We start from the raw sequence: 17,832 nt of genomic DNA, 5'->3' as shown, positions 1-17,832 counted from the left end.
TCTCAATGGACGGAAAGGGATGCTACCTCGACAACATCTTCATCGAGCGGCTTTGGCGCACCCTGAAATACGAGTGCGTCTACCTGCATGCCTGGGAGACCGGCTCTGAGGCACGGGCGGGACTCAGGAACTGGATCGATTTCTACAATCGAAAGCGCCCGCATTCTGCCCATGGCGGCCAGCCGCCAGCAGTGGTCTACTGGCAGAGAAACCCCACCATCCAACCCGATCAGCAGGAGCTAAGAGTAGCTTAGAAGGCGCCAGATCCTGTCCAGGGATCGGGGAGCACCTCAGTGACGGCCCTCCTAAGTGAACTTATGAGTCGCCAGAAAGCGTCTCAGTTCGATCTGGAGCGTCGGCTTGCTGCTCGACAAGAGAAGGCTCTCGAAGCGAACAAGAAAGTCGATCGTCTCTACCAGTTGGTTGAAGATGGTCTTGTCAGCAATACCGACTACGATTTCCGGAAACGTTTCACGAGCGCCAGAAGCGCAAAGGCCGAAGCCGAAGCGGAGTTACAGCAGGTCGCTGCGGAACTCTCTCCAGAGATGAAGCTCAGTCATGAGAGGGTCCTTGAGTTCATCGAGCATGCAACCGCCGCGCTGGAGGACCGTTCTATCGAGAAGCGGAAGGCAGTGATCAGATCACTGGTCGATGAGATCAAAGTAGGTGAGGATAGGATCGCAATCCTTGGCCGAACATCTTTGCTAGAGAAATGGGCCATGCGTGGAGCGGTGTCACCCTCGGCGGTGCCCAGTTTTGTTCGTGAATGGCGGAGCGAGAGGGATTACTCCTCACAGACGAAGAGGCTTAAGCCACTGTAAATTATACATCCGTCCGTCATATGTGCACCATAATGTGCATCTATTTGTGCACCAAGTACGGGCATGCGTTCTATCGTCCGTAGCCAGCGCGTCAGTATGGCCTTCAGTAAGACTACAGGTTGCGAACAAGATGAGGCCATTTTTAGCTTGATACTTTTACAGGTTTACTCCCTTATGCTTGATACCGAACATCAACCACTAGGAACAGTCTGTGCACGACCAACAGAAGCGCCTTGAGCAACTTGTAGCGAAGAACTTGCCTCAGGAGTTCGTCCAAGGACTAGAAGACGAGCTCCGATGGGGTGCTGAGAAGGCTTGGCGTGATGTGATGGAGCCGCGCGGCATCGGATCGCCACCAGTCTCATCAGAAGAAAAGCAGTGCGAACTTGATCGCATGGCTCGCAATAGGCGGCTACTCGGCAACGGTGCCCTCTTGGCGGTCGCTCAGCGTAACCAAGTTCCTTTCGAGTATCGACACATCGGAGGTGGCCACTACGCCACCTTCGTTCAGTTTGGAGAACTTGTGCTTGGGATTGAGGCAGTGAGCTTCGTTTCCAAACTGCCGGGTAAGGCTGGCTTTCGCTGTTCGCTCGCATCGGGGCATCAACATGCTCTGCTGCAGTTGGAGCTGCCCTTCGGGGGTAGAAAGGTGAACCGCCTTGACCCTCGAGACACGACCTACTGTATCGTCCAGCACTGTGTACCATTGACAACCCTAGCGAAGGTCGACTGTGACCTTCGATCACTCGCCCTCATGATTCCTAACGCCGAACTGGACGAACGCCTGCTGTTTGCAGATATTCTCGGGCAGGGTTATTGGCGTCGATTCGTAGCGCCTAACGAAGCCGAGAGCCAAACCCGTCGTCAAGTAGACGCGGTCAAGACGCCTCTCCGTGCTCGCACGAAAGCGCGTCGTACAAGTAATAATGGAGACTAGAGTGCCGAAACTCGGGAATCCCCGCTTTCAGGCCGCACGAATGACGCAAGCTCGCGAGTTCATTGGTTTCACCAAACGCGAGCTTGCTCGTCAATGTGGGCTTAGTGAGCAGTCAGTCAGCAACTATGAGCGCGACGTGGGTAAGCCAACTGATCCCGTAATCGCCAACCTGGCGGGTAGACTAAACGTTCCGGTGTCGTTTTTCTTCAACCCTATCTGGAAGGAACAGGTAGGGCAGGTTTTCTGGCGCGCAATGCGCAGCGACACTCTTCAATCTCAGAAAAAAACGACGCAGCTACTTCAATGGGTGATTGAAGCGTTTGATGTGCTTGAGGGATTTGTGGAGTTCCCTGATTACAGGCTTCCGACAGTTCAAACCCCAGAATGGTACAATCTGGACGAAGAAACCATTGAAGAGATTGCGGAGAATGCCCGTTCTCATCTTGGATTTGGCATTCATCCAATTGAAGATGTTACTTTAGCGCTGGAAAACATCGGCATTCCAGTTCTTGCCCTTGAAATCGAAAACCCCAAGCAAGCTGGCTTTGCTTACTTTTCTCGGTCTCTAGAAAGACCAATTATTGGCGTAAACACATACCGACAAAGCTTGGCGCGGCAGCGTTTCAGCCTTGCGCATGAGTTAGGCCATCTACTAATGCACCGAGGCGTTACGGAAGCAGACCTCAAAACCTCCCATAAGAATAAGCTGATTGAAAACCAAGCTCATCGGTTTGCCGCAGCTTTCCTTTTCCCGCGAGCTTCATTCCTTCGCGAAGTGCATAGCTGTAGTTTACACGAATTTGCCGCACTGAAGAGAGAATGGGGCATTTCAATTACCGCCCAAATCATTAGGGCAAAAGATTTGGGCCTAGTTTCTGACGAGCAGTCGCAATCTCTTTGGAAGCAGGCTGCGAAGAAAGGATACATGAGCTCGCTAGGAGAGCCTTGGGACGATATCCTTCCGTTAGAGCGCACAAGGATGTTACGCAGGGCTGTCGAGGCTATTTGTGCCGCAGATAGTCACCTATTTGACGATTTATTGAGAGAACTCCCCTTCCCCCTTCATGCCATGGAAGAAGCATTTCATCACCCACTGCGCGCCCTACCTGCAAATGAAAGTGTGGTGAAGCTTCGCACCATAAGTGAAAGAGATAAAATGGCATCTAAGTCAGTGACCGCTGGTGAAATAGATGCCGAGATCTACGAACACCACAATATCGTAAAGCTTGGTCGCTAGCTTCTAATACCACAATGACATCCTACTAACGTTGCCCGCCAATACTGGCGGGCAACTCTTTACCCACTCGATCGCTGAGTGCTCCGCGACGCCTGCTGCCGGAATATCTTGAAATGCCCTACTGAAACAGGAAAAGAACTCGCCGCAGAACTGGGCATAGTAGGAAAGAGAGCCACGAGAGTATGGCGTCTATCGACTTGGCTTCAGAGGTTGTTCTTCAACCAACTCGACCCTTTTTCGCTGAAACCGCTCCAAGCTCCCGTTCCTGAAAGCTTTACCACTAGTAACTCGTCATCTGCGTCGAGAACAGATTTGAGCGTGTCGCGGATATTCACGGCAGTCAGGTCGGACTTGACGATCCAAGTCGAGTCCAAATGGTGCCACCAGTAAGTAAATGTCTCCTTGATCTTCTCAGTCAACCGCCTATTGGCATCAGAGTACCCAACACCCTCTCGATTCAGATCGTACCCGATCATGTACGTTGCCATAGCTCAACTCCACCTAAACGTTAGTATCGTTGCACTTTGACGTGTGGCCTGCAATGCAAATTACACGGCTTTTCGATCAGTCGAGACAATGACTAACCGCGATTTAACGGCTTGGCCCGCGGGCGTATGGGGCAGTTACCAAGGAACTGGGTGCGGCTATCTTTCGTGGCATGCTAGAGTCCAGTGCGACCAGTGCTGTTCGTTGGCGTCATTCCCCTGTCCCAGCGCCATGCCGATTTCGCTCATCACGATGGGGACTTCTCCGAACCCCGGCTCTGCACGGATTTCATCGAACAGTGCCGACGCGCCCAGAATGTGCGGCCTGCTGCACTTGCCCCGCCCGCCGGATCTCTCCAGCGGGCGACTCCCTCGCTGCCCCCACTCTTACTGTCCCGTGTTCTACTCGATTCGGTCGTCGTCCTCGGCCTTGCCCGACAGCGGCGCGGCACGGCGACCATAGGCCAGCGTGTTGATCATCAGCTCCAGCACGTCCGTCGCGGCGTTGGCGGTGTCTCGGCTGTAGCCGTATTGCCGCAACAACTGGACGCGCTTGGCACGGGTGCAGGAGGCCAGCGTCATCACGGCCTCCTGCCGGTTGCGGCGCTTGTTGGACGCGCGGAGGCGTTCGGCCCCGTCCTCGCTCAAGCGGCTCATCGCGGCACCACCAGCAAGCTGGCCGAACGGTCGATGCGCCTTCCAGCAGCGGTCGTGATCCGTGACGTGATGCGGTAGGAGCGGACGGCCACTCCACCGGAAAGCCACGCGATTGCGACATTGCCCGACAGCTCGAACCGATCCAGCTTGATGCCGTCCTGGACAACCCATTCGTGCGAGGCGATGGTATCGTCCCCGATCAAATCGCTCCAGTCGATGGCATAGTCGAGGATGTCATCGGGATCTTTGTTGGGCCATTGAGTCACGTTGCTACCTGCCATGATGTCGCGGCGTTCAAACGCTGGAACGATTGTTCTGGAGAGCGGGGGGAGGCCTGCGGGCTCGAAGGAAGAGGCGACCCCGCCCGCCCCTGTCCCCGCTGAAGTAAACCCGGCCGCTCCGGTGCCGCGCACCTCAGCGCCGCCAGCGCCAGTTCCCTCGGCATCGAAGCTTCCGGCACTGCTTCCCGACACCTCAGACGTACCGCCGCCGCTCGCCGTGGAGTCAAAGCCGCCAGAGCCGGTCCCGCCCACGCCGACGGACCCCGCGCCGCCGGCATCGGTGTCGAAGCTGCCGAAGCCGCTCCCCGAGCCTGCCGGTTGCTCTGCGGTGCCCTCACCCGTGCCGGAGGTGTCGAAGCCCCCGGCGCCTGCGCCTGCGCCCTCTGCGACTCCGGTGCCGCTGCCCGTGGTGTCGAAACCCCCGGTCCCGGTACCTGCCGCTTCGGACGCGCCCGAACCCGAGCCGGTCGAGGTGAAGCCCCCGGAGCCCGTTCCAGAAACGTCGGCCTTGCCCGATCCGGTGGCGCCGGTGGTAAAGCTACCCGCCCCCGCGCCCGCGTTCTCGGTCGCTTGGACGCTTCCTGCGCCGCTCCCTGTCGTGGTGAAGCCGCCGCTGCCGCTGCCTGTGATTTCGGCAGCGCCGCCCTCGGTCCATGTGGAGCGTTGGTTGACGTAGGCTTCGAGCGCGTTGGGGAGGGGGCTGGGCCAAGAGGTAGTCGGAACGCCCGTTGGCGTGGAGCTGCCCGTCGATCCGTATCCAGCCGCATCGCCCCCCGCCCATTCGGCAAATGCCTGGGACGACGTGGCGTTGCCGACCAGCGCCTCACCGAACCACATGCGGAGACGGCGGTTCGCGGGATCGAACTCGACTGTGATGTCGACGGTGCTGCCCTTGGTGACAGCAGACTCGGCAAAGGCGTGGTCGGTGTTCGAGGTGGAGCCGCCACCCGAGCCACAGCGGGCCTTGATCACGCCGGTCTGATACCAGACGCCCATGCCCGCGCCGGTCGCACCCATCTCCAGCAGGAGGTAGGCAGTATCGACGCTTGGGATGGTTACGCCGCGGGCGCGGAAAACTACGGGCTGCGTCCGCTCGGTCGCCGTGTAGGCGGCGAAGGCCCCCGCCGGGTGCGTCCGCGTAAGCGTCAGCCCTGCGACGGGGCTCACCATATCAGGCTCCCGATTGAGCCAAGGTGTAGGCGGTGATCGACACGGCCTGTCCGACCGCGATGCTGGTGTTGTCGAGGGTCAGGTCGCCGCCGCCGCCGGTCGCGGTCACGGTGCCTTGCAGATGCGTGGTCACGCCTTGCTTGATGCGGTAGTGGGCGGCGGTGCCGGACGCGTCGGCGGAGGCATCGCGCCACGTGCCGAGCAGGCCTTTGGAGCCGGTGGCGGCGTTGGCGAGCCAGTCAGCCGGAAGCACCATGGAGGCGAGCAGCGTGCCGCTGTCCGCAGTGCCGGTCGTGGCCGGGACCACGCCTGAGCGGATTTCGAGCGTGGGCGATGCGCCGACGGTGGCTTCGATGGCGTCCAGCATGGCGTTGCGAACGGCGGTGGAGGCTTGGAGTGCCATGGGGCGTTCCTTTTCGGTGATGAGGTCGGGGGGATAGGGTCAGCCCGGCGCGTGGCCGGACCGAGGGGTCAGGCCGTCGTGGGGCAAGGGCCGGGACAGCGATCGAGGGAGAGGACGCGGGCGGGCATCAGTCGATCTTCCGCGTGGCGGTGATCCGCCCGTAGATCGCAACGATGCCACCGATCAGGGTGACGGCCTGCGTCAGGATGACGACGATGGAGGCTTGATCTGCCGCGCTGATCTCGTAGCCGAAGAATTGAGCGATGGTCGCCAGCACCACGACGATGCCAGCCCACACGGTCTTCGAGGCGAAGACGGATTTGTAGTCGGTCACGGGTTTGCTCCTTTCTGAGCGGGGTAGAAATCGGGGAGGTCGACGGTCTGCCCGGCGAGCGCATGGGTGCAGTCGCCGAGAAACTGGATGCGGCCGTCGCGGACGAAGCTGTGGCAGGTCGCGAGGTTTGCGCCGGGCGCGTCAGGGTCAGGCCACGTCACCAGCACCGAAGGCGAGAAGGTCGGCGCGTCGGCATCGCCGTTCCATTCCCAGCGCGGGCGGCCCTGCCCCTCGACGGTGACTTGGTGCATCGTCCCGCAGCCGGGGCACATGAAGCCGACCCGCCCGCCTTGGAGCCCGCGCAGTTTGCTGCCGAGTTGCATGGTCAGGCGGCGAGCTGGTCGCGCAGGCGGAAGCCCATCAAAGGCCAGAGCTTCTCGCGGGCGTTGCTGCGGGCGATCTTCTGACCGAGATCGGCATTGAAGTTCTCGGGCGAGGCGCAGGCGCTCTCGCCGGTGACGGTGAAGCCATTGCGCAGCGTCAGCGCGCAGACGGTGAGACATGAACCGGGGAAGACGTGATAGTCCTCGTCGGCGATCTCGGCGTCCAGCATTTCAGGCGTGATGCGCTTGGCTGTCAGGCCTTTCGCCTGGATCTCGGCCTCGATTGCATGCTCGTCCTTGCTCATGGTCATGCTCCTTTCTGAGCGTCGTGCGCCGCGATCAGCGCGCGGATCTGCGCGACGAGCTCGGCTTCGGTGGTCGTGGGGGTGGGTGCCGGCGCGAGCGCGGCGGGCCGCTTCATCCGGTCCAGCAGCTCGGCGCCGGAGATCGTCTTGAGCACGCCGCGCAGCTTGCCGCGCTCATCGACGCGCCAGACCGCGACCTCGTCGCCGTTGTGGTCGTAGTCGCCCGTCTCGTAGAGCCGCTTCTCGGCCGTGCGGCGCTTGCGGATCTCCGGCGGTCGGAGCCAACCAAAGAAATGCTCTGAAGCCTTCGGATCGCTAGCGTTGATCTGCCGGGTCAGGATCGCGCGGTAGATGCCGCCGGTGTTCAGATCGAAGGATCCGAGGGCATCGAACTGGTGCTGCGCGAGCGGCACCTTGATCGCCTCGTTCACCCGCGCTTCGTAGCTCGCGATGTCGGCCCGGAAGACCTCGATCGCGTGGTCGATGGCCGCATCGAGATCAGCCGGCATGCCGCGCGGCAAGTCCGCCGGGTCGATGCCGCCTGCGTTCTTGGTGTGGCCGATGCCGTAGGTCAGGACGCCCACGCTGTCGTAGTAGGGCGCGGGCACGATGCCCTCGTGCTCACATATCTCGAGCAGGCCTCGGTCGCTGATCTTCATGGTGTTCTCCCATGCGAAAGGAGCCCGCAGGCGGGCTGGTGGGCTGGAGTGTGAGGGGTTCGGGTTCCCGGCTGGTGCGCCGCTAGGCGTCGCCGCAGAGGATCATTCGTCGCGCCGAGCTTGTGGCGCCGATAGCTCACAGCGAGGAATGTCCAGATCATGGCCGCCTTCAGGACGATGATCGCCCAATCCAGCCCGTCCCCGGTCGCGCGAGCGAAGGCGACGACCAGCAGCATCAGCCCGGTGATCGAGAACCCGGCCGCGATCACCCGGCCCGGCGGATCGGCTTGCCCGTTCTGGTGCGCGAGCCACCAGCAGATGATGGCAAGGGCTACGCTTCCCGCATGATGCAGGAGGGAGATCAGGCTATCCATTGTCGGCATCCTCTGAGGGAAGAAATTTGCGACGAATGGCCTGCACCGCGAGGATGCCCCCCTCGCCCATGATGAAGCCTCCCGCGAGGTAGGCATAGAGTTCCGCCCCGGTGGCGGCATTGATGAGATGGCCAAGGACGCCGCCGAGAAATATGGCGGACACGGCGCCGGCCGAGCCCTCGACCAGCCGGCGCTTCCAGTTCTGCTCTGGCGCGAAGACGGCGCGAACGTATGCCCCACCGGCACCCGAGAGGATCAGCGCCACGAGGTTTTCAGGAAGTTCTGCCATCAGATCAGGCCGCCTTTCCGGGCTGGGGATAGGAGTGCCACACGGGGCCGGGCGTGTTGCGCAGAACGACCATCAAGACCACCCCAACTCCGGCAGTGCCAGCCAGTCCTGTCCGCCCGCCGCCAAGACGTCGTGGGATTGGCCCGCGCGGATCACGTTCGCCGCGACGTGGTGGCCCGTGGGCTGCAGCCCCGGTGCCTGCAGGGCATATCCGCCGCGCCACTCGTAGCCCTGAGCCGCAGCAAGCGGCAGGCTCGCGCCATAGACGACGGCATGGTAGACCTTCTTGTTCGGGTCCGTGGCCTTGAAGATCAGCGGGTTCGTGCTGGCCACGTAGGCCCCCGCCCCGATGCCATATGCGCGATCGATCCAGCTCATGAGCTGGCCATTGGTCGACCGCAGCGCAACGGCCCACGCGGTGGGATAGTCGGCTTTGGTGCCAGAGTTCAGCGGGTCGGCAAAGGCTTGCGGCGCCGCATACTGACCGCCGAGGAACAGCGCATCGGTCTGGAAGCCGTCGGTGATCATCTGCGGGCCGTAGTCGCGAGACACGGTGCACGCCTCGATCGCCTTGACCTTGGCGACGACCTCGACCGCGCCTGCCCGGATCGTCACCTTGAACGTCTGACGCACGACATAGCGACCGGCGGTGACGGTGTTGTAGGCCATCAGCTCGTTGACGATGAAGATCTCGATCCGGCTGGCGTGTCCGCCCTTATCCCCGAAGCTGGCCGGCGCACCATCGATCCGGACCTGGTGCATGATATTCCGCGCCGTGACCGTTCCGCTGGCATCGCCGTTCGATCCATGGTTGCCGCCGGTGAAGTTGGACGGGGCCGCGTCGCCGTTGGCGCTCGCCGAAACGATCAGGGGCGGAAGCCAGTCGCTCGGGGACGAGGTGAGCGTCGACCAGACAGACGCACCGGGCGCAGCGGTTTCCAGCTTCTTGACGTTGGGCAGGCTGTTGAAGCCGTTCTTGCCCAACGTCACCCGATATTTGGTGTCGGCACTCTGCCACGTCGCAGCGAGGTCGCCCGTCGGCGTCAGCGTGTAGGCCAAGGCGTCGGCAGAAGGGAGCCGCAGCATGTAGTTGGCCGGATCGATCACCCACGACCAGGCATCTTTGTCCGACGTCAGGGATGAGATGGGGAGGTTCCCGGCGGGCAAGGCCGTCGGGTCGATGGTCAGCTCGACGCGAACCCCGGGCCGGGCCGCAGCGTGGAGAACAATCGTCTGGATGCCATCCAGCGGCGCAATCTGCTGCTGTGCGCCATAGACGGCCGCCTGATAGCCGATGATGACCGTGCTGGTGCCGGTGCCGACAAAGCCTTCGCGCGGGGCCTCTTCGATGATCCAGTCGTAGGCGTTCTCGCCGTCGAGCAACGCCTTGTTCTGCTGGTAAGCGACCCGGTAGTACATCTTCGGGTCGGCGTTGATCACCTTGGCGTCGAGCAGCAGGTTGTTCAGCACCGCCGAAGCAGGCGAAACGATGTTGTTCCGGCTGCGCTTTTGCAGCGGGTAGTCCGCCCCCTTGTTCCGCGCGAGCCTGCCCTCGGCACGGCTCGCCGCCTCATTTGAGGGCAGCACGTCGAGCAAGCCGCGCACCTCGGCCGGGGTCAGGTCGGTGACAGGGCCGCTCGTGCCCAGCAGCCGCCCCTTGAGGGTCTGCGCCGGAGCGTTGGCCAGCTTGGCGTTGGTCGCCGCCCCGTCGGCGATCTTCGCGCCGTAGACCGCCGCATCGTCGAGATCGGTGCCGTTGACGCTGTTTTTCTCGGCCAACGCTCCCAGCTGGTTGACCACACCCTGCACCAGCGCCTCGATCGCGTCCTCGGTCCCCTCGGCGGACGCAACCTTTGGGCTTACGCCAGTGGTGGGGATGGTCAGCTGGCCTACGGTGATTGCCATGTGGATACTCCAAGCGATTGGGCCCCGCAGGCGGGGTGGGTCGAAATGCGATGTGCGGAAGGGATCAGGCGGTGGTGAAGGACCGCGCCGCCGTGAAGCCGGAGGCGGATGCGTAGTCGCCGCGGGAACGCGCGAAGTAGTAGCGGGTGGTCCCGCTGATCAGCCCGCTCTCGGACGCGCTGACATTGGAGCCCTGTGCTGCATAGATCGGGTTGCGCATCGGCGCGGCGTTGGCCGGGTTGGCGTCGGGCCCGGCGAAGATCTCCACCGCGTCGACGTCCGGATCGTTCGGGACTTCGTAGGTAACCTTGACCGTGCCCGGGGACGTCTCGGCCACGCTGACGAAAATCGGCAGGACGAGGGAGATGCTCACCGTCGGCGAGGTGCCGACGATCTCCACCCAGTCCGATTTGCCAGCTGCGCCGACCGCGCGGGCGCGGATGTCATAGGCCTCGCCCGTGGCGAGCGGGCCGGTGAAGGCGAAGACATCGCCCGTGCCGTCGCGCACATCGGCCTCGATCCGACCGCCTTCGCGCCAGAACTCGGCCGTGGGACGATACTCCCACTCGTAGTCGCTCACCCCGGCCGATGGGCTCGGGGCAAAGGCGAAGCGGATGCGCGGGATGACGGTACCCCCGGTGTTGAGGTTCGCGGCATCCCCGGTGAGGGCCGTGATCGCTCCCGGATCTCGCATGCCCTTGCGGGTGCCGTCGTAGGGCTCGGAGACGACCGCCTCTTCCTCGGTGGGGGCCCAGTCGTAGATCGTGGCATCGGTCTTCACCAGCGCGGCCGGCATGGTCAGCGCCACCGCGCTGCCGTTGCCCAGCGGGTCCATCGCCGGATGGATGCTCTCCACCTCGTAGGTGCCGTCGAGGGCATTGTAGGGCGACGGCAGGGCGACATTGAGCGTGGCACCAGCCACGAGGTCGAAGGCCTCGGGCGGCAGGCTCGCGCCCTCGATTCGCTCCTGCCGCCTCAGCCTGAGACCGGTGATCTTGCGCACCCGCATGGCCTGATACGGCGAGGGGCAGAACGACAGTTCGACCGATTGCGGCGCTGGTAGCCCGCCGTCCTCCGTGAGCGCACCGGGGATCGGCCAGGGCTTCAGGTCCGCCGTCTCGTAGCCCCGTTCAGGATTGAGGTAGGACACGCGCAGCTCGTTCACCAGTTCCGCGCCTGGCACCATATCGGTGGCCGTGAACCCGTCGCTGAAGAATTCCGTGACGGTCAGCGTCGGGGCCTGCCATGCCCCGGGCTTGATGCCGAGCTGCCCGCCGATGCGGATCAGGTCGGCCGCGCCCGACAGCACCAGTGGGTTGATCTGATCCTCGATCTCGCCATCCGCGAAGATCAGCGTGCCAGCGGCACGGTAGCGCTTCTCGGTGCCACCGGAATTGAGCGTGACCAGCTCGTCGGCAACGTTGGCCGCATCCTGCCAGGACGACAGGTGCAGGGTCGCGTCGGTGTAGCGCCGGATCGGGTTCTGACGGAGGGCATCGAGACAGCAGAGCGCGTGGTTGTCGGACCACGTCCATGTCGCCGGGTCGTCGGAGCTCTGCAGCGGATCACGCATGTCCCAGACCTTCGACCATCGGCCCTCCATCTCGACCAGCGGGGGCGAGGCGGGCCAGCGCTCCTGCCGATTCCGATCCGCGCCGGCGTTGAGCCGCATCCAGATGACGGTGCGGCCTTTCCATGCGTCCGATGCCTTCCAGAGCTCGCTGTCAGCCCCGGCAGCCCACGGCACGTCATTGAGGAACTGCTGCGGCGGGCTGGTCTGGTCGCCGCGACCGATCCAGAAACGGACAACGGATGCTGTGCCGTCCTCCCCGACGAAGGGGAACGTGTTGCCCTCGCCACCCGTGCCAGCGAAATTGAACGGGTCGCCGGTGAAGCTGACCTCGCGCTTGTCGAGAAACAGCTTGGCCGTCGAAAGATCGGAGGGGCGGCTGTTGAGAATCCAGCACCCCCAGATGTATTTGCCGCGCACGGGCGCTCCGACCGGCGTTCCTGTCGCGCGGGCCGCGCCATAGACGAAGCGATAGGACGGGGCGGTGTCAGGCTGCGCGAGCTGACGGCCCACGTCCTGAGCACGGGACTGCTTTCCGCTCAGGGCGTTGGCGAGAGCGGAGAAGATCAGGGACGCGCCCACCCGCACGACGAAACCGGCCACGGCCCCCGCGACGGCGGCAGACGCTCCCGCAGAGATCAGTGCCCCGGCAATCGCGGTCTCTATTCCCATGCCCATGCTCCAATGATCTCGCCCTGCACGATGGCGAGGCCGTCTGTTGCCTTGGCGGCGTATTCGCCGGTTCCGATGCAGAGGGCGTAGGTCGCGCCGCCCTTGGCCCGGCTCGTCTCGATCAGTGCCAGGTCGCCCGGCCCTGGGGTGTCAGTGAGCCGCATCCCCGCCCCCTCGAAGGTCTGCCGCGACCAGGCGAGGATGCCGCCCGCCGCGCGAATGATGCGCTGCGCAGCGGTGAAGGTCCGGTAGCGCGGCGGTCCGCCTGCCAGAGGGTCGCGGCCCCAGAGCGCCAGTGAGGTCGCGCAGGCGGCCGTGAGACAGTCATGAGTGCCGCGCTGCAGCCGCCCCGCCATGTGGATGCGGGCGGCCGCGGTTGCCGCCTCCGGCGTTACGGCTCGGGCCATACCGGCGGGTTCGCCTGCCGCTTGATCGCATGAATGACGTGCCGCCCTGCGGTGTCGCCCGGATAGGTCCGCTCCTGATCCTCGGGCCCATGGGTGATCGAGGCCGAGGCCCGCGCCGCCGGGCCGATGCCAAGGCCCAAGAGCATGTCGTGCCGCGGATCCTCGCCGTCGCGGATGGTGCTGAACTCGCGGCTGTCAAAGTAGCCGTTGAAAATGACCACCGGGTCTGCCGCGAGAACGCCGCCGCCCTGCTCGGTCGTGATGCCGAACCAGACCGTGATGTTGCGGTTGCGGATGATCTTGCCGCGCTCGGCCAGCATGCTTTCAAGCGTTGCCGCCACGCGCACGGATGCGTCTGCCGTGGCGAGCCCGCCCTGCTCTGCCGGGCCGCTGAACTCCACCAGCTTGCCCGCCCCGAGCCAGGTCGCGCCATTCCAAGTGATCGGCACGGCGTTCGTGTTGACCCGGATCAGCTCGCCCGGCCAGTCAGCCTCGGTGAGCAGCACGGGGTGGAAATGGCCGGCCAGCGCCGTGAGAAGCGCCGTGGTTGCGCCTCGGGTCAGTGCCATGGGTCGCGCTCCGTCCAGCCGTCGGGGTATTCGTCGGCGAACACCTCGCGCAGACTGAAATCATAGGACCAGTTTGCCGAAACCGGCTGCACCGCCCGCGGCATGTCGCCCGCGACCTCGAACACGATGCTTTCCGTCCCGCCGATCGAGACCAGACCCGACAAAGTGAAGGCGTCGCGGGTGCGGATCGTGGCGACGCCCACGGCATCGGAGCGCGTCACCGCCATGACGCGGCTGCGCTCGGTCGCCGCCCCGTCCGTGATGGAGATCAGGTCGCCGGGCCGGGCGACCGTCATGCCCCCCGGCAAGCCCTCGACCCGCAGCGCCGACCACCCGCGAAAGACAACAGGCGCCCCGTGCATCCCCCGGCCGTCCGCCCACATCACCGCACCGTCTTCGGCCTGCCAGACCAGCTCGACCGCGCCCTCGCGCCAGTCCATCACCCCGTTTTGCAAGCCGAGAGATGGCACTAGGTGCCACCCGACCGAGCGACAGTCCATCCGTACCAGGTTCGCGCCGCCAGCCAGGAGATCCTTCAGCATCTCGACGTAGCCCGCCCCCGCGAGATCGGGGCCGATGCCCGCGACCTGCGCCGTGACCAGCCGCCGCGACCGCTGCGCCGATGATGTGCGGGGCCGACCGTCGATCAGCCCGACCGAGCGCGACACGGGGTCCGAGCGGGTCAACTCCCACGCGGTCAGGCCCACGGGGGGCCATGCAATAACGTCGGTCATCTGATCCCCGTCATGGATTTGGGCTGGGTTTTCATCCCCCGATAGGCTTGCTGCACCGCGCCATTTCTAATGCCCGGAGCGGCCTGCCGGATCATCGCCCCAGCCTCGTTGCGCACGGTTTCGATGGTGACGCCTTCGGCAGCGTGGAGGATCAATTCAATCCCTCCGCCACCGCCCGCCATGCGCTTAGAAATGTCGTGCGGGATGATCTGCGTTCCCCTCGGCAGGTTCATGATCTCCCCGCCGAGCTCGTGCACCCGCGTCAGACCACCGCGCCAGTTGCTCGTGCCGCTGGCGTTGGAGCCGAGCGACACCTGCGGCATCGCGCCGGGGATCGAGGGGGCCAGCGCGCCCCAGATCGAGTTGAAGGCCTGGTCAGCGAACATGCTCGCAAGGCTCTGTGCGAGGCTTGCGATCGCATCCTTCGCGCTCGAGGCGCCGGTGACAATCGACGAGAACGCCGAACCGGACGATTGCTTCAGCGTGTCGGCCATCTGCGAGGCGCGATCCTTGGCCTGCGTCATGTCGTCGATCGCGGTGTTGAGACGGGTAATCTCTTGGCCCTGCGCGCTCGTCGCCGTGGTGCCCGCCTCCTGTGTGTCGTTCCAGATCTTTGCCTGCAGATCGGTCATGTTGATCGTGGCGCGCAGCTTGTCATGTTCGGCGCGCAGATCCTTCAGCACCTGGGCGCGCTTTTCCGCCTCGGCCGTCGCCTTCTTGGCGGCTTCGCTTTCCTTGCCGCCACCGCCGCCGGTGTCGCTGGTGTTGATCGGGAGGCCGCCACCGCCGCCCAGCACATCACCGCCGGGACCACCTGCCAGCGCTTCGTTCGCCGCGTCAGTCGCGGCGCGCAGAGCATCGAGCTTCTCGAGCGGCGCACCGGCGGCCTCCGCCAAGAGCCCACCGCCTTCCTTGATGCGTGATAGGGCGTTCGCCTCCCATTCATCGGCGATGCCAGCGAACTTGCCGCCGATGTTCGACGCGCCGATCTGTGCATCGATCTCTAGCGCACCCATCAGCGCGTTGAACGGCATCGCCATGCCGTTCAGCACCAAGTCCCATTGCCTAGCGATGACCGAGAACGCATTGAGGAAGGCCGCACCGATGCCCGAGGCGACACCCTGCAGGATGCGGTAAAGCCCCTGCCCCGTCGTCGCCATGTTGCGCCAGACATTGCCAGCGATGTCCCCTAGGAGCGACAGCGCGTTGCCAAAGCCGCCGGTCGCAGAGACCAAGCGAGAAAACTGATAGACCAGTTCACCCGCAACGATGACCAGCGCGCCGAAGCCTGTCCGCATGATCGCCCCGCGCAGCAGCTTGAGCGACCCCACCAGTCCCAGCGTCGAGATATTGACGGCGATGGTCATGGCTCGGGCCGCAACGAGGGCGCTCACATAGCGCACGCCAAGCGCCGTCGCCGCGATGCCGAAATAGACCGCCAGCCGATCGAGATTGCCGACGAGCCCGTCGATCACCCCGCGCAGCGTCCCGCCCTCGCGCAGGCTATCCGTCATCGCCTGCGCCAGCTGGCCCATGGCCGGTACCAGCGCCAAAGCCAGCTGCTGACCCGCATATTGGCCGATCAGGCCAAGACGGGCGATCTTGTCGTTTGCCGACTCGATCTTGCCCGCGTCGACGCTGTTGAGGGCGAGACCGTAGCTGTCGATATCGGCACGGGCATTACGGATCGCATCCCCGCCCTGGATCATCAGAAGCGCCATCTCGCGATTGCGAATGCCCAGATCCTGCAGCACGGTCGTCGCCTCGCCCGCCGACAGGCCGAGCTCTTTCACCCGATCGGCAATGCGCGCGACCTTCTCGTCGGTGTCGAGCCCTTGCAGGCTTTCCGCCGAAATGCCGAGCCGACCGAGCGCGCGATCCGCATTGCCCGAGGTGCCGATATTCGCGAGTTGGCGGTTCATGGTCTGGATGTCGTCGGCGAGCTTCTCGACCGAGACGCCGGCCTCGCCAGCGGTAACCTCGAGCGCCCGGAAAGCGCCGATTGATCCGTCGAGCCGTCGGGCCGATTTCGCGGCACGGTCGATGTCGGATGCGCCTTTGAGCGCTGCGGCCGAGATCGAGGCAAAGGCCGCGACGCCAATTGCCCCCAAGGCCATGAACTGCTTGCGCATGGTCTGCACCGTCGAGGGCAGCTTCTTCGCACCCCGCTCGAACTGCGCGCTGTCGAGGCCGAGATTGACGCGCAGCGCGCCGATGACAGATTGCGCCATGCCCTATCCTTCCTTCGCACCCCAAGCGGCGGCCAGTGCATCGCACATGGCCTGCAGGGTCTCGCGGGATTGCTGTTGTGGCCGCGCCGCGCGGCCGGTGACGAAGCGCCGCAATGCGGGAAGCTTCTTGGCGCGCTCGAGCGCTGCGCTGTGCCAGGCGAGCCAGGCACGGCCCTCGTGCTCGCGCTTGAGCCGTTCACCCGCACCGCGCATCTGCACGAGGTAGAGCCGCGGGGTCAGGCCCCAGAACGCGGCCGGATCGAACCCGGCCGCGACGTATTCAGAGAGCATCGCGAGGTAGTCTAGCCCGCCGCCTTCGCCTTGCGCCGACGCGGGGCCCGCCCGTTTCCCGCATCCCCAGCCTCCGCTTTCGTCGGCGAGGCCGCCGCCACCACACGCTGCAGTGCACCGACATCTTCGGACAGGACCATGCCGGCCAACTTCATGTCGGCATCGGGATGATGGTGCTGCAGAAAGGCCCAGACCATCGCGATCATGGTCTTCGCACGGAGGCCGCCAGCTTCGAATGCCTCGAAGGCTTCCAGCGCGGACATGCCAGTTTCGTCTTCGAAGTGCGCCATCGCGTTGAAGTCGCAGCGCAGGGTGAAGCTCTTGCCATCGACCTCGGTCGTGGCCTCTCCGAGGAACCTGTTCGCCATTATGCCGGTGCCCCCGCAGCTTCGAGCGCCGCCTTGCCAGACTGCTGGAAGGTGCAAGTCGCGCTCATCTTTTCGTTCGTGATCTCGTCGATCTCGTAATTGGTGAAGACGCCGCCAAACTGCAGCTTCACGCCGTTCGGAAAGGTGATCTGATATTTGCCTTTCCCGGCTTCGAAGGCGGTGACCAGCGTATCGGTCGCGTTCGGAACGAAGTTCATGGTGAACCCCGCTTCACCGCCCCGCATGATACCGGCGATGAATTCGGCATACTGGTCGGGGCTGTTGAGGTGGGTGGCCTCGATCGCCTCACGCGACCGCGACGGCGGGGTAATCGCCGTCACCTCGGCAACCGGCACGTAGGTACCGGGGGTGTCACCCTCGATTCCGAAAATGGCACCGAAGCCAATATCTGCTTTTGTCTCAGGCATGGTCAGCCCTCCAATGGGTCAGGAAATCGAGTGAAATGCGGTAGGGGCGTTTGGTCTCGTTGCCGCCGCCCTCGCGATCCTCTCGGGTCGCGTCGTGAAAAATGCTGCGGAAGCCACCGCCCTGATGCGCGTCGAGCGCATCGCGCACGGCGCGCGACAAACGCTTGGCTTCGGGGTAGCCGAGGGCGTAGCAGTCGGCTTGGATGCGGCCGCGCGTCAGCCCGTCGGAGCCGGTGAGCGTGTGGCCTGCCGCATCGCCGATCACCCAGAGCACCACGTAGGGGCCGGAGGTGTCTAAAGCCTCGCCAAAGTCGACGCGCGATCCGGCCAGCGCCGCCACCCCGGCGTCGGCCAGAAGCAGCGCGCGAAACGCCTCTTCCAT

23 protein-coding genes are annotated in these 17,832 nt (G+C 64.0%); 3 read left to right on the top strand and 20 right to left on the bottom strand.

From position 1 onward, the window contains the following. The 3 genes from MBELCI_RS07670 to MBELCI_RS19820 form a co-directional block, all read left to right on the top strand. Nucleotides 1-254, top strand: a 254-nt coding sequence (locus MBELCI_RS07670) for an integrase core domain-containing protein (RefSeq protein ID WP_045319850.1), incomplete at its 5' end; no start/stop codon positions are given. A gap of 39 nt (nucleotides 255-293) precedes the next feature. After that, nucleotides 294-821, top strand: a complete 528-nt coding sequence (locus MBELCI_RS07665; protein WP_045319838.1) for an HlyD family secretion protein — start codon at nucleotides 294-296, stop codon at nucleotides 819-821. Nucleotides 822-1,759: 938 nt separating this feature from the next. Then, the gene (locus MBELCI_RS19820; protein WP_158497371.1) at nucleotides 1,760-2,995 is read left to right on the top strand and encodes a helix-turn-helix domain-containing protein; all 1,236 of its coding nucleotides are present in this window, start codon (nucleotides 1,760-1,762) and stop codon (nucleotides 2,993-2,995) included. 203 nt (nucleotides 2,996-3,198) lie between these two features. Here MBELCI_RS19820 and MBELCI_RS07660 read toward each other — a convergent pair whose 3' ends face one another. The 20 genes from MBELCI_RS07660 to MBELCI_RS07560 form a co-directional block, all read right to left on the bottom strand. Further along, nucleotides 3,199-3,483, bottom strand: a complete 285-nt coding sequence (locus MBELCI_RS07660) for a hypothetical protein (RefSeq protein ID WP_045319837.1) — start codon at nucleotides 3,481-3,483, stop codon at nucleotides 3,199-3,201. Between the two features lie 399 nt (nucleotides 3,484-3,882). Continuing rightward, nucleotides 3,883-4,137, bottom strand: coding sequence for a hypothetical protein (locus MBELCI_RS07655; RefSeq protein ID WP_045319836.1), 255 nt, complete (start codon nucleotides 4,135-4,137; stop codon nucleotides 3,883-3,885). Continuing rightward, nucleotides 4,134-5,588 carry a phage fiber-tail adaptor protein gene (locus tag MBELCI_RS19255; protein WP_021693611.1) on the bottom strand — a complete coding sequence of 485 codons (1,455 nt, stop codon included), beginning with the start codon at nucleotides 5,586-5,588 and terminating at the stop codon, nucleotides 4,134-4,136. The genes MBELCI_RS07655 and MBELCI_RS19255 overlap by 4 nt, the downstream gene beginning before the upstream one ends. 1 nt (nucleotide 5,589) lies before the next feature. Next, nucleotides 5,590-5,991, bottom strand: coding sequence for a hypothetical protein (locus MBELCI_RS07640; RefSeq protein WP_021693610.1), 402 nt, complete (start codon nucleotides 5,989-5,991; stop codon nucleotides 5,590-5,592). Between the two features lie 127 nt (nucleotides 5,992-6,118). Further along, nucleotides 6,119-6,325: a hypothetical protein gene (locus MBELCI_RS07635; protein ID WP_021693609.1), complete on the bottom strand. Its 207-nt coding sequence runs from the start codon at nucleotides 6,323-6,325 to the stop codon at nucleotides 6,119-6,121. Beyond that, nucleotides 6,322-6,648 (bottom strand): ubiquitination-like system serine protease family protein, encoded by a 327-nt coding sequence (locus tag MBELCI_RS07630; RefSeq protein WP_021693608.1) that lies wholly within the window; start codon nucleotides 6,646-6,648, stop codon nucleotides 6,322-6,324. Before MBELCI_RS07630 ends, MBELCI_RS07635 begins: the two co-directional genes overlap by 4 nt. A 2-nt stretch (nucleotides 6,649-6,650) precedes the next feature. Beyond that, nucleotides 6,651-6,953: a Gp49 family protein gene (locus tag MBELCI_RS07625; protein ID WP_021693607.1), complete on the bottom strand. Its 303-nt coding sequence runs from the start codon at nucleotides 6,951-6,953 to the stop codon at nucleotides 6,651-6,653. Nucleotides 6,954-6,955: 2 nt separating this feature from the next. Further along, entirely contained in the window at nucleotides 6,956-7,612 is a 657-nt protein-coding gene (locus tag MBELCI_RS07620; protein ID WP_021693606.1) for a lysozyme, read from the bottom strand. Further along, nucleotides 7,609-7,986, bottom strand: a complete 378-nt coding sequence (locus MBELCI_RS07615; RefSeq protein WP_021693605.1) for a hypothetical protein — start codon at nucleotides 7,984-7,986, stop codon at nucleotides 7,609-7,611. The genes MBELCI_RS07620 and MBELCI_RS07615 overlap by 4 nt, the downstream gene beginning before the upstream one ends. After that, nucleotides 7,979-8,275, bottom strand: a complete 297-nt coding sequence (locus MBELCI_RS07610) for a hypothetical protein (protein ID WP_021693604.1) — start codon at nucleotides 8,273-8,275, stop codon at nucleotides 7,979-7,981. Before MBELCI_RS07610 ends, MBELCI_RS07615 begins: the two co-directional genes overlap by 8 nt. A gap of 72 nt (nucleotides 8,276-8,347) precedes the next feature. Continuing rightward, the gene (locus MBELCI_RS07605) at nucleotides 8,348-10,180 is read right to left on the bottom strand and encodes a hypothetical protein (RefSeq protein ID WP_021693603.1); all 1,833 of its coding nucleotides are present in this window, start codon (nucleotides 10,178-10,180) and stop codon (nucleotides 8,348-8,350) included. 64 nt (nucleotides 10,181-10,244) lie between these two features. After that, nucleotides 10,245-12,422 (bottom strand): phage tail protein, encoded by a 2,178-nt coding sequence (locus MBELCI_RS07600; RefSeq protein WP_021693602.1) that lies wholly within the window; start codon nucleotides 12,420-12,422, stop codon nucleotides 10,245-10,247. Next, nucleotides 12,413-12,829, bottom strand: coding sequence for a DUF6950 family protein (locus tag MBELCI_RS07595; RefSeq protein WP_131505512.1), 417 nt, complete (start codon nucleotides 12,827-12,829; stop codon nucleotides 12,413-12,415). Before MBELCI_RS07595 ends, MBELCI_RS07600 begins: the two co-directional genes overlap by 10 nt. Then, nucleotides 12,814-13,398, bottom strand: coding sequence for a hypothetical protein (locus MBELCI_RS07590; protein ID WP_021693600.1), 585 nt, complete (start codon nucleotides 13,396-13,398; stop codon nucleotides 12,814-12,816). Before MBELCI_RS07590 ends, MBELCI_RS07595 begins: the two co-directional genes overlap by 16 nt. Further along, a complete protein-coding gene (locus tag MBELCI_RS07585; protein WP_045319835.1) occupies nucleotides 13,389-14,132 on the bottom strand; it encodes a hypothetical protein in 744 nt (247 codons plus the stop codon). Before MBELCI_RS07585 ends, MBELCI_RS07590 begins: the two co-directional genes overlap by 10 nt. After that, the gene (locus MBELCI_RS07580) at nucleotides 14,129-16,363 is read right to left on the bottom strand and encodes a hypothetical protein (protein ID WP_021693598.1); all 2,235 of its coding nucleotides are present in this window, start codon (nucleotides 16,361-16,363) and stop codon (nucleotides 14,129-14,131) included. The genes MBELCI_RS07585 and MBELCI_RS07580 overlap by 4 nt, the downstream gene beginning before the upstream one ends. 3 nt (nucleotides 16,364-16,366) lie before the next feature. After that, complete coding sequence (locus tag MBELCI_RS07575; protein WP_021693597.1) at nucleotides 16,367-16,654, bottom strand: hypothetical protein; 288 nt, start codon at nucleotides 16,652-16,654, stop codon at nucleotides 16,367-16,369. 11 nt (nucleotides 16,655-16,665) lie between these two features. Continuing rightward, on the bottom strand, nucleotides 16,666-17,022 hold the full coding sequence (locus MBELCI_RS07570; protein ID WP_021693596.1) for a GTA-gp10 family protein: 357 nt from the start codon (nucleotides 17,020-17,022) through the stop codon (nucleotides 16,666-16,668). Continuing rightward, a complete protein-coding gene (locus MBELCI_RS07565; RefSeq protein ID WP_021693595.1) occupies nucleotides 17,022-17,450 on the bottom strand; it encodes a phage tail tube protein in 429 nt (142 codons plus the stop codon). The genes MBELCI_RS07570 and MBELCI_RS07565 overlap by 1 nt, the downstream gene beginning before the upstream one ends. Then, nucleotides 17,443-17,832 carry a DUF3168 domain-containing protein gene (locus MBELCI_RS07560; protein WP_021693594.1) on the bottom strand — a complete coding sequence of 130 codons (390 nt, stop codon included), beginning with the start codon at nucleotides 17,830-17,832 and terminating at the stop codon, nucleotides 17,443-17,445. The genes MBELCI_RS07565 and MBELCI_RS07560 overlap by 8 nt, the downstream gene beginning before the upstream one ends.

Origin of the sequence: Limimaricola cinnabarinus LL-001 (assembly GCF_000466965.1) — a bacterium.
GTDB lineage: Bacteria > Pseudomonadota > Alphaproteobacteria > Rhodobacterales > Rhodobacteraceae > Limimaricola > Limimaricola cinnabarinus.
This window is presented reverse-complemented; position numbering and strand designations above follow the sequence as displayed.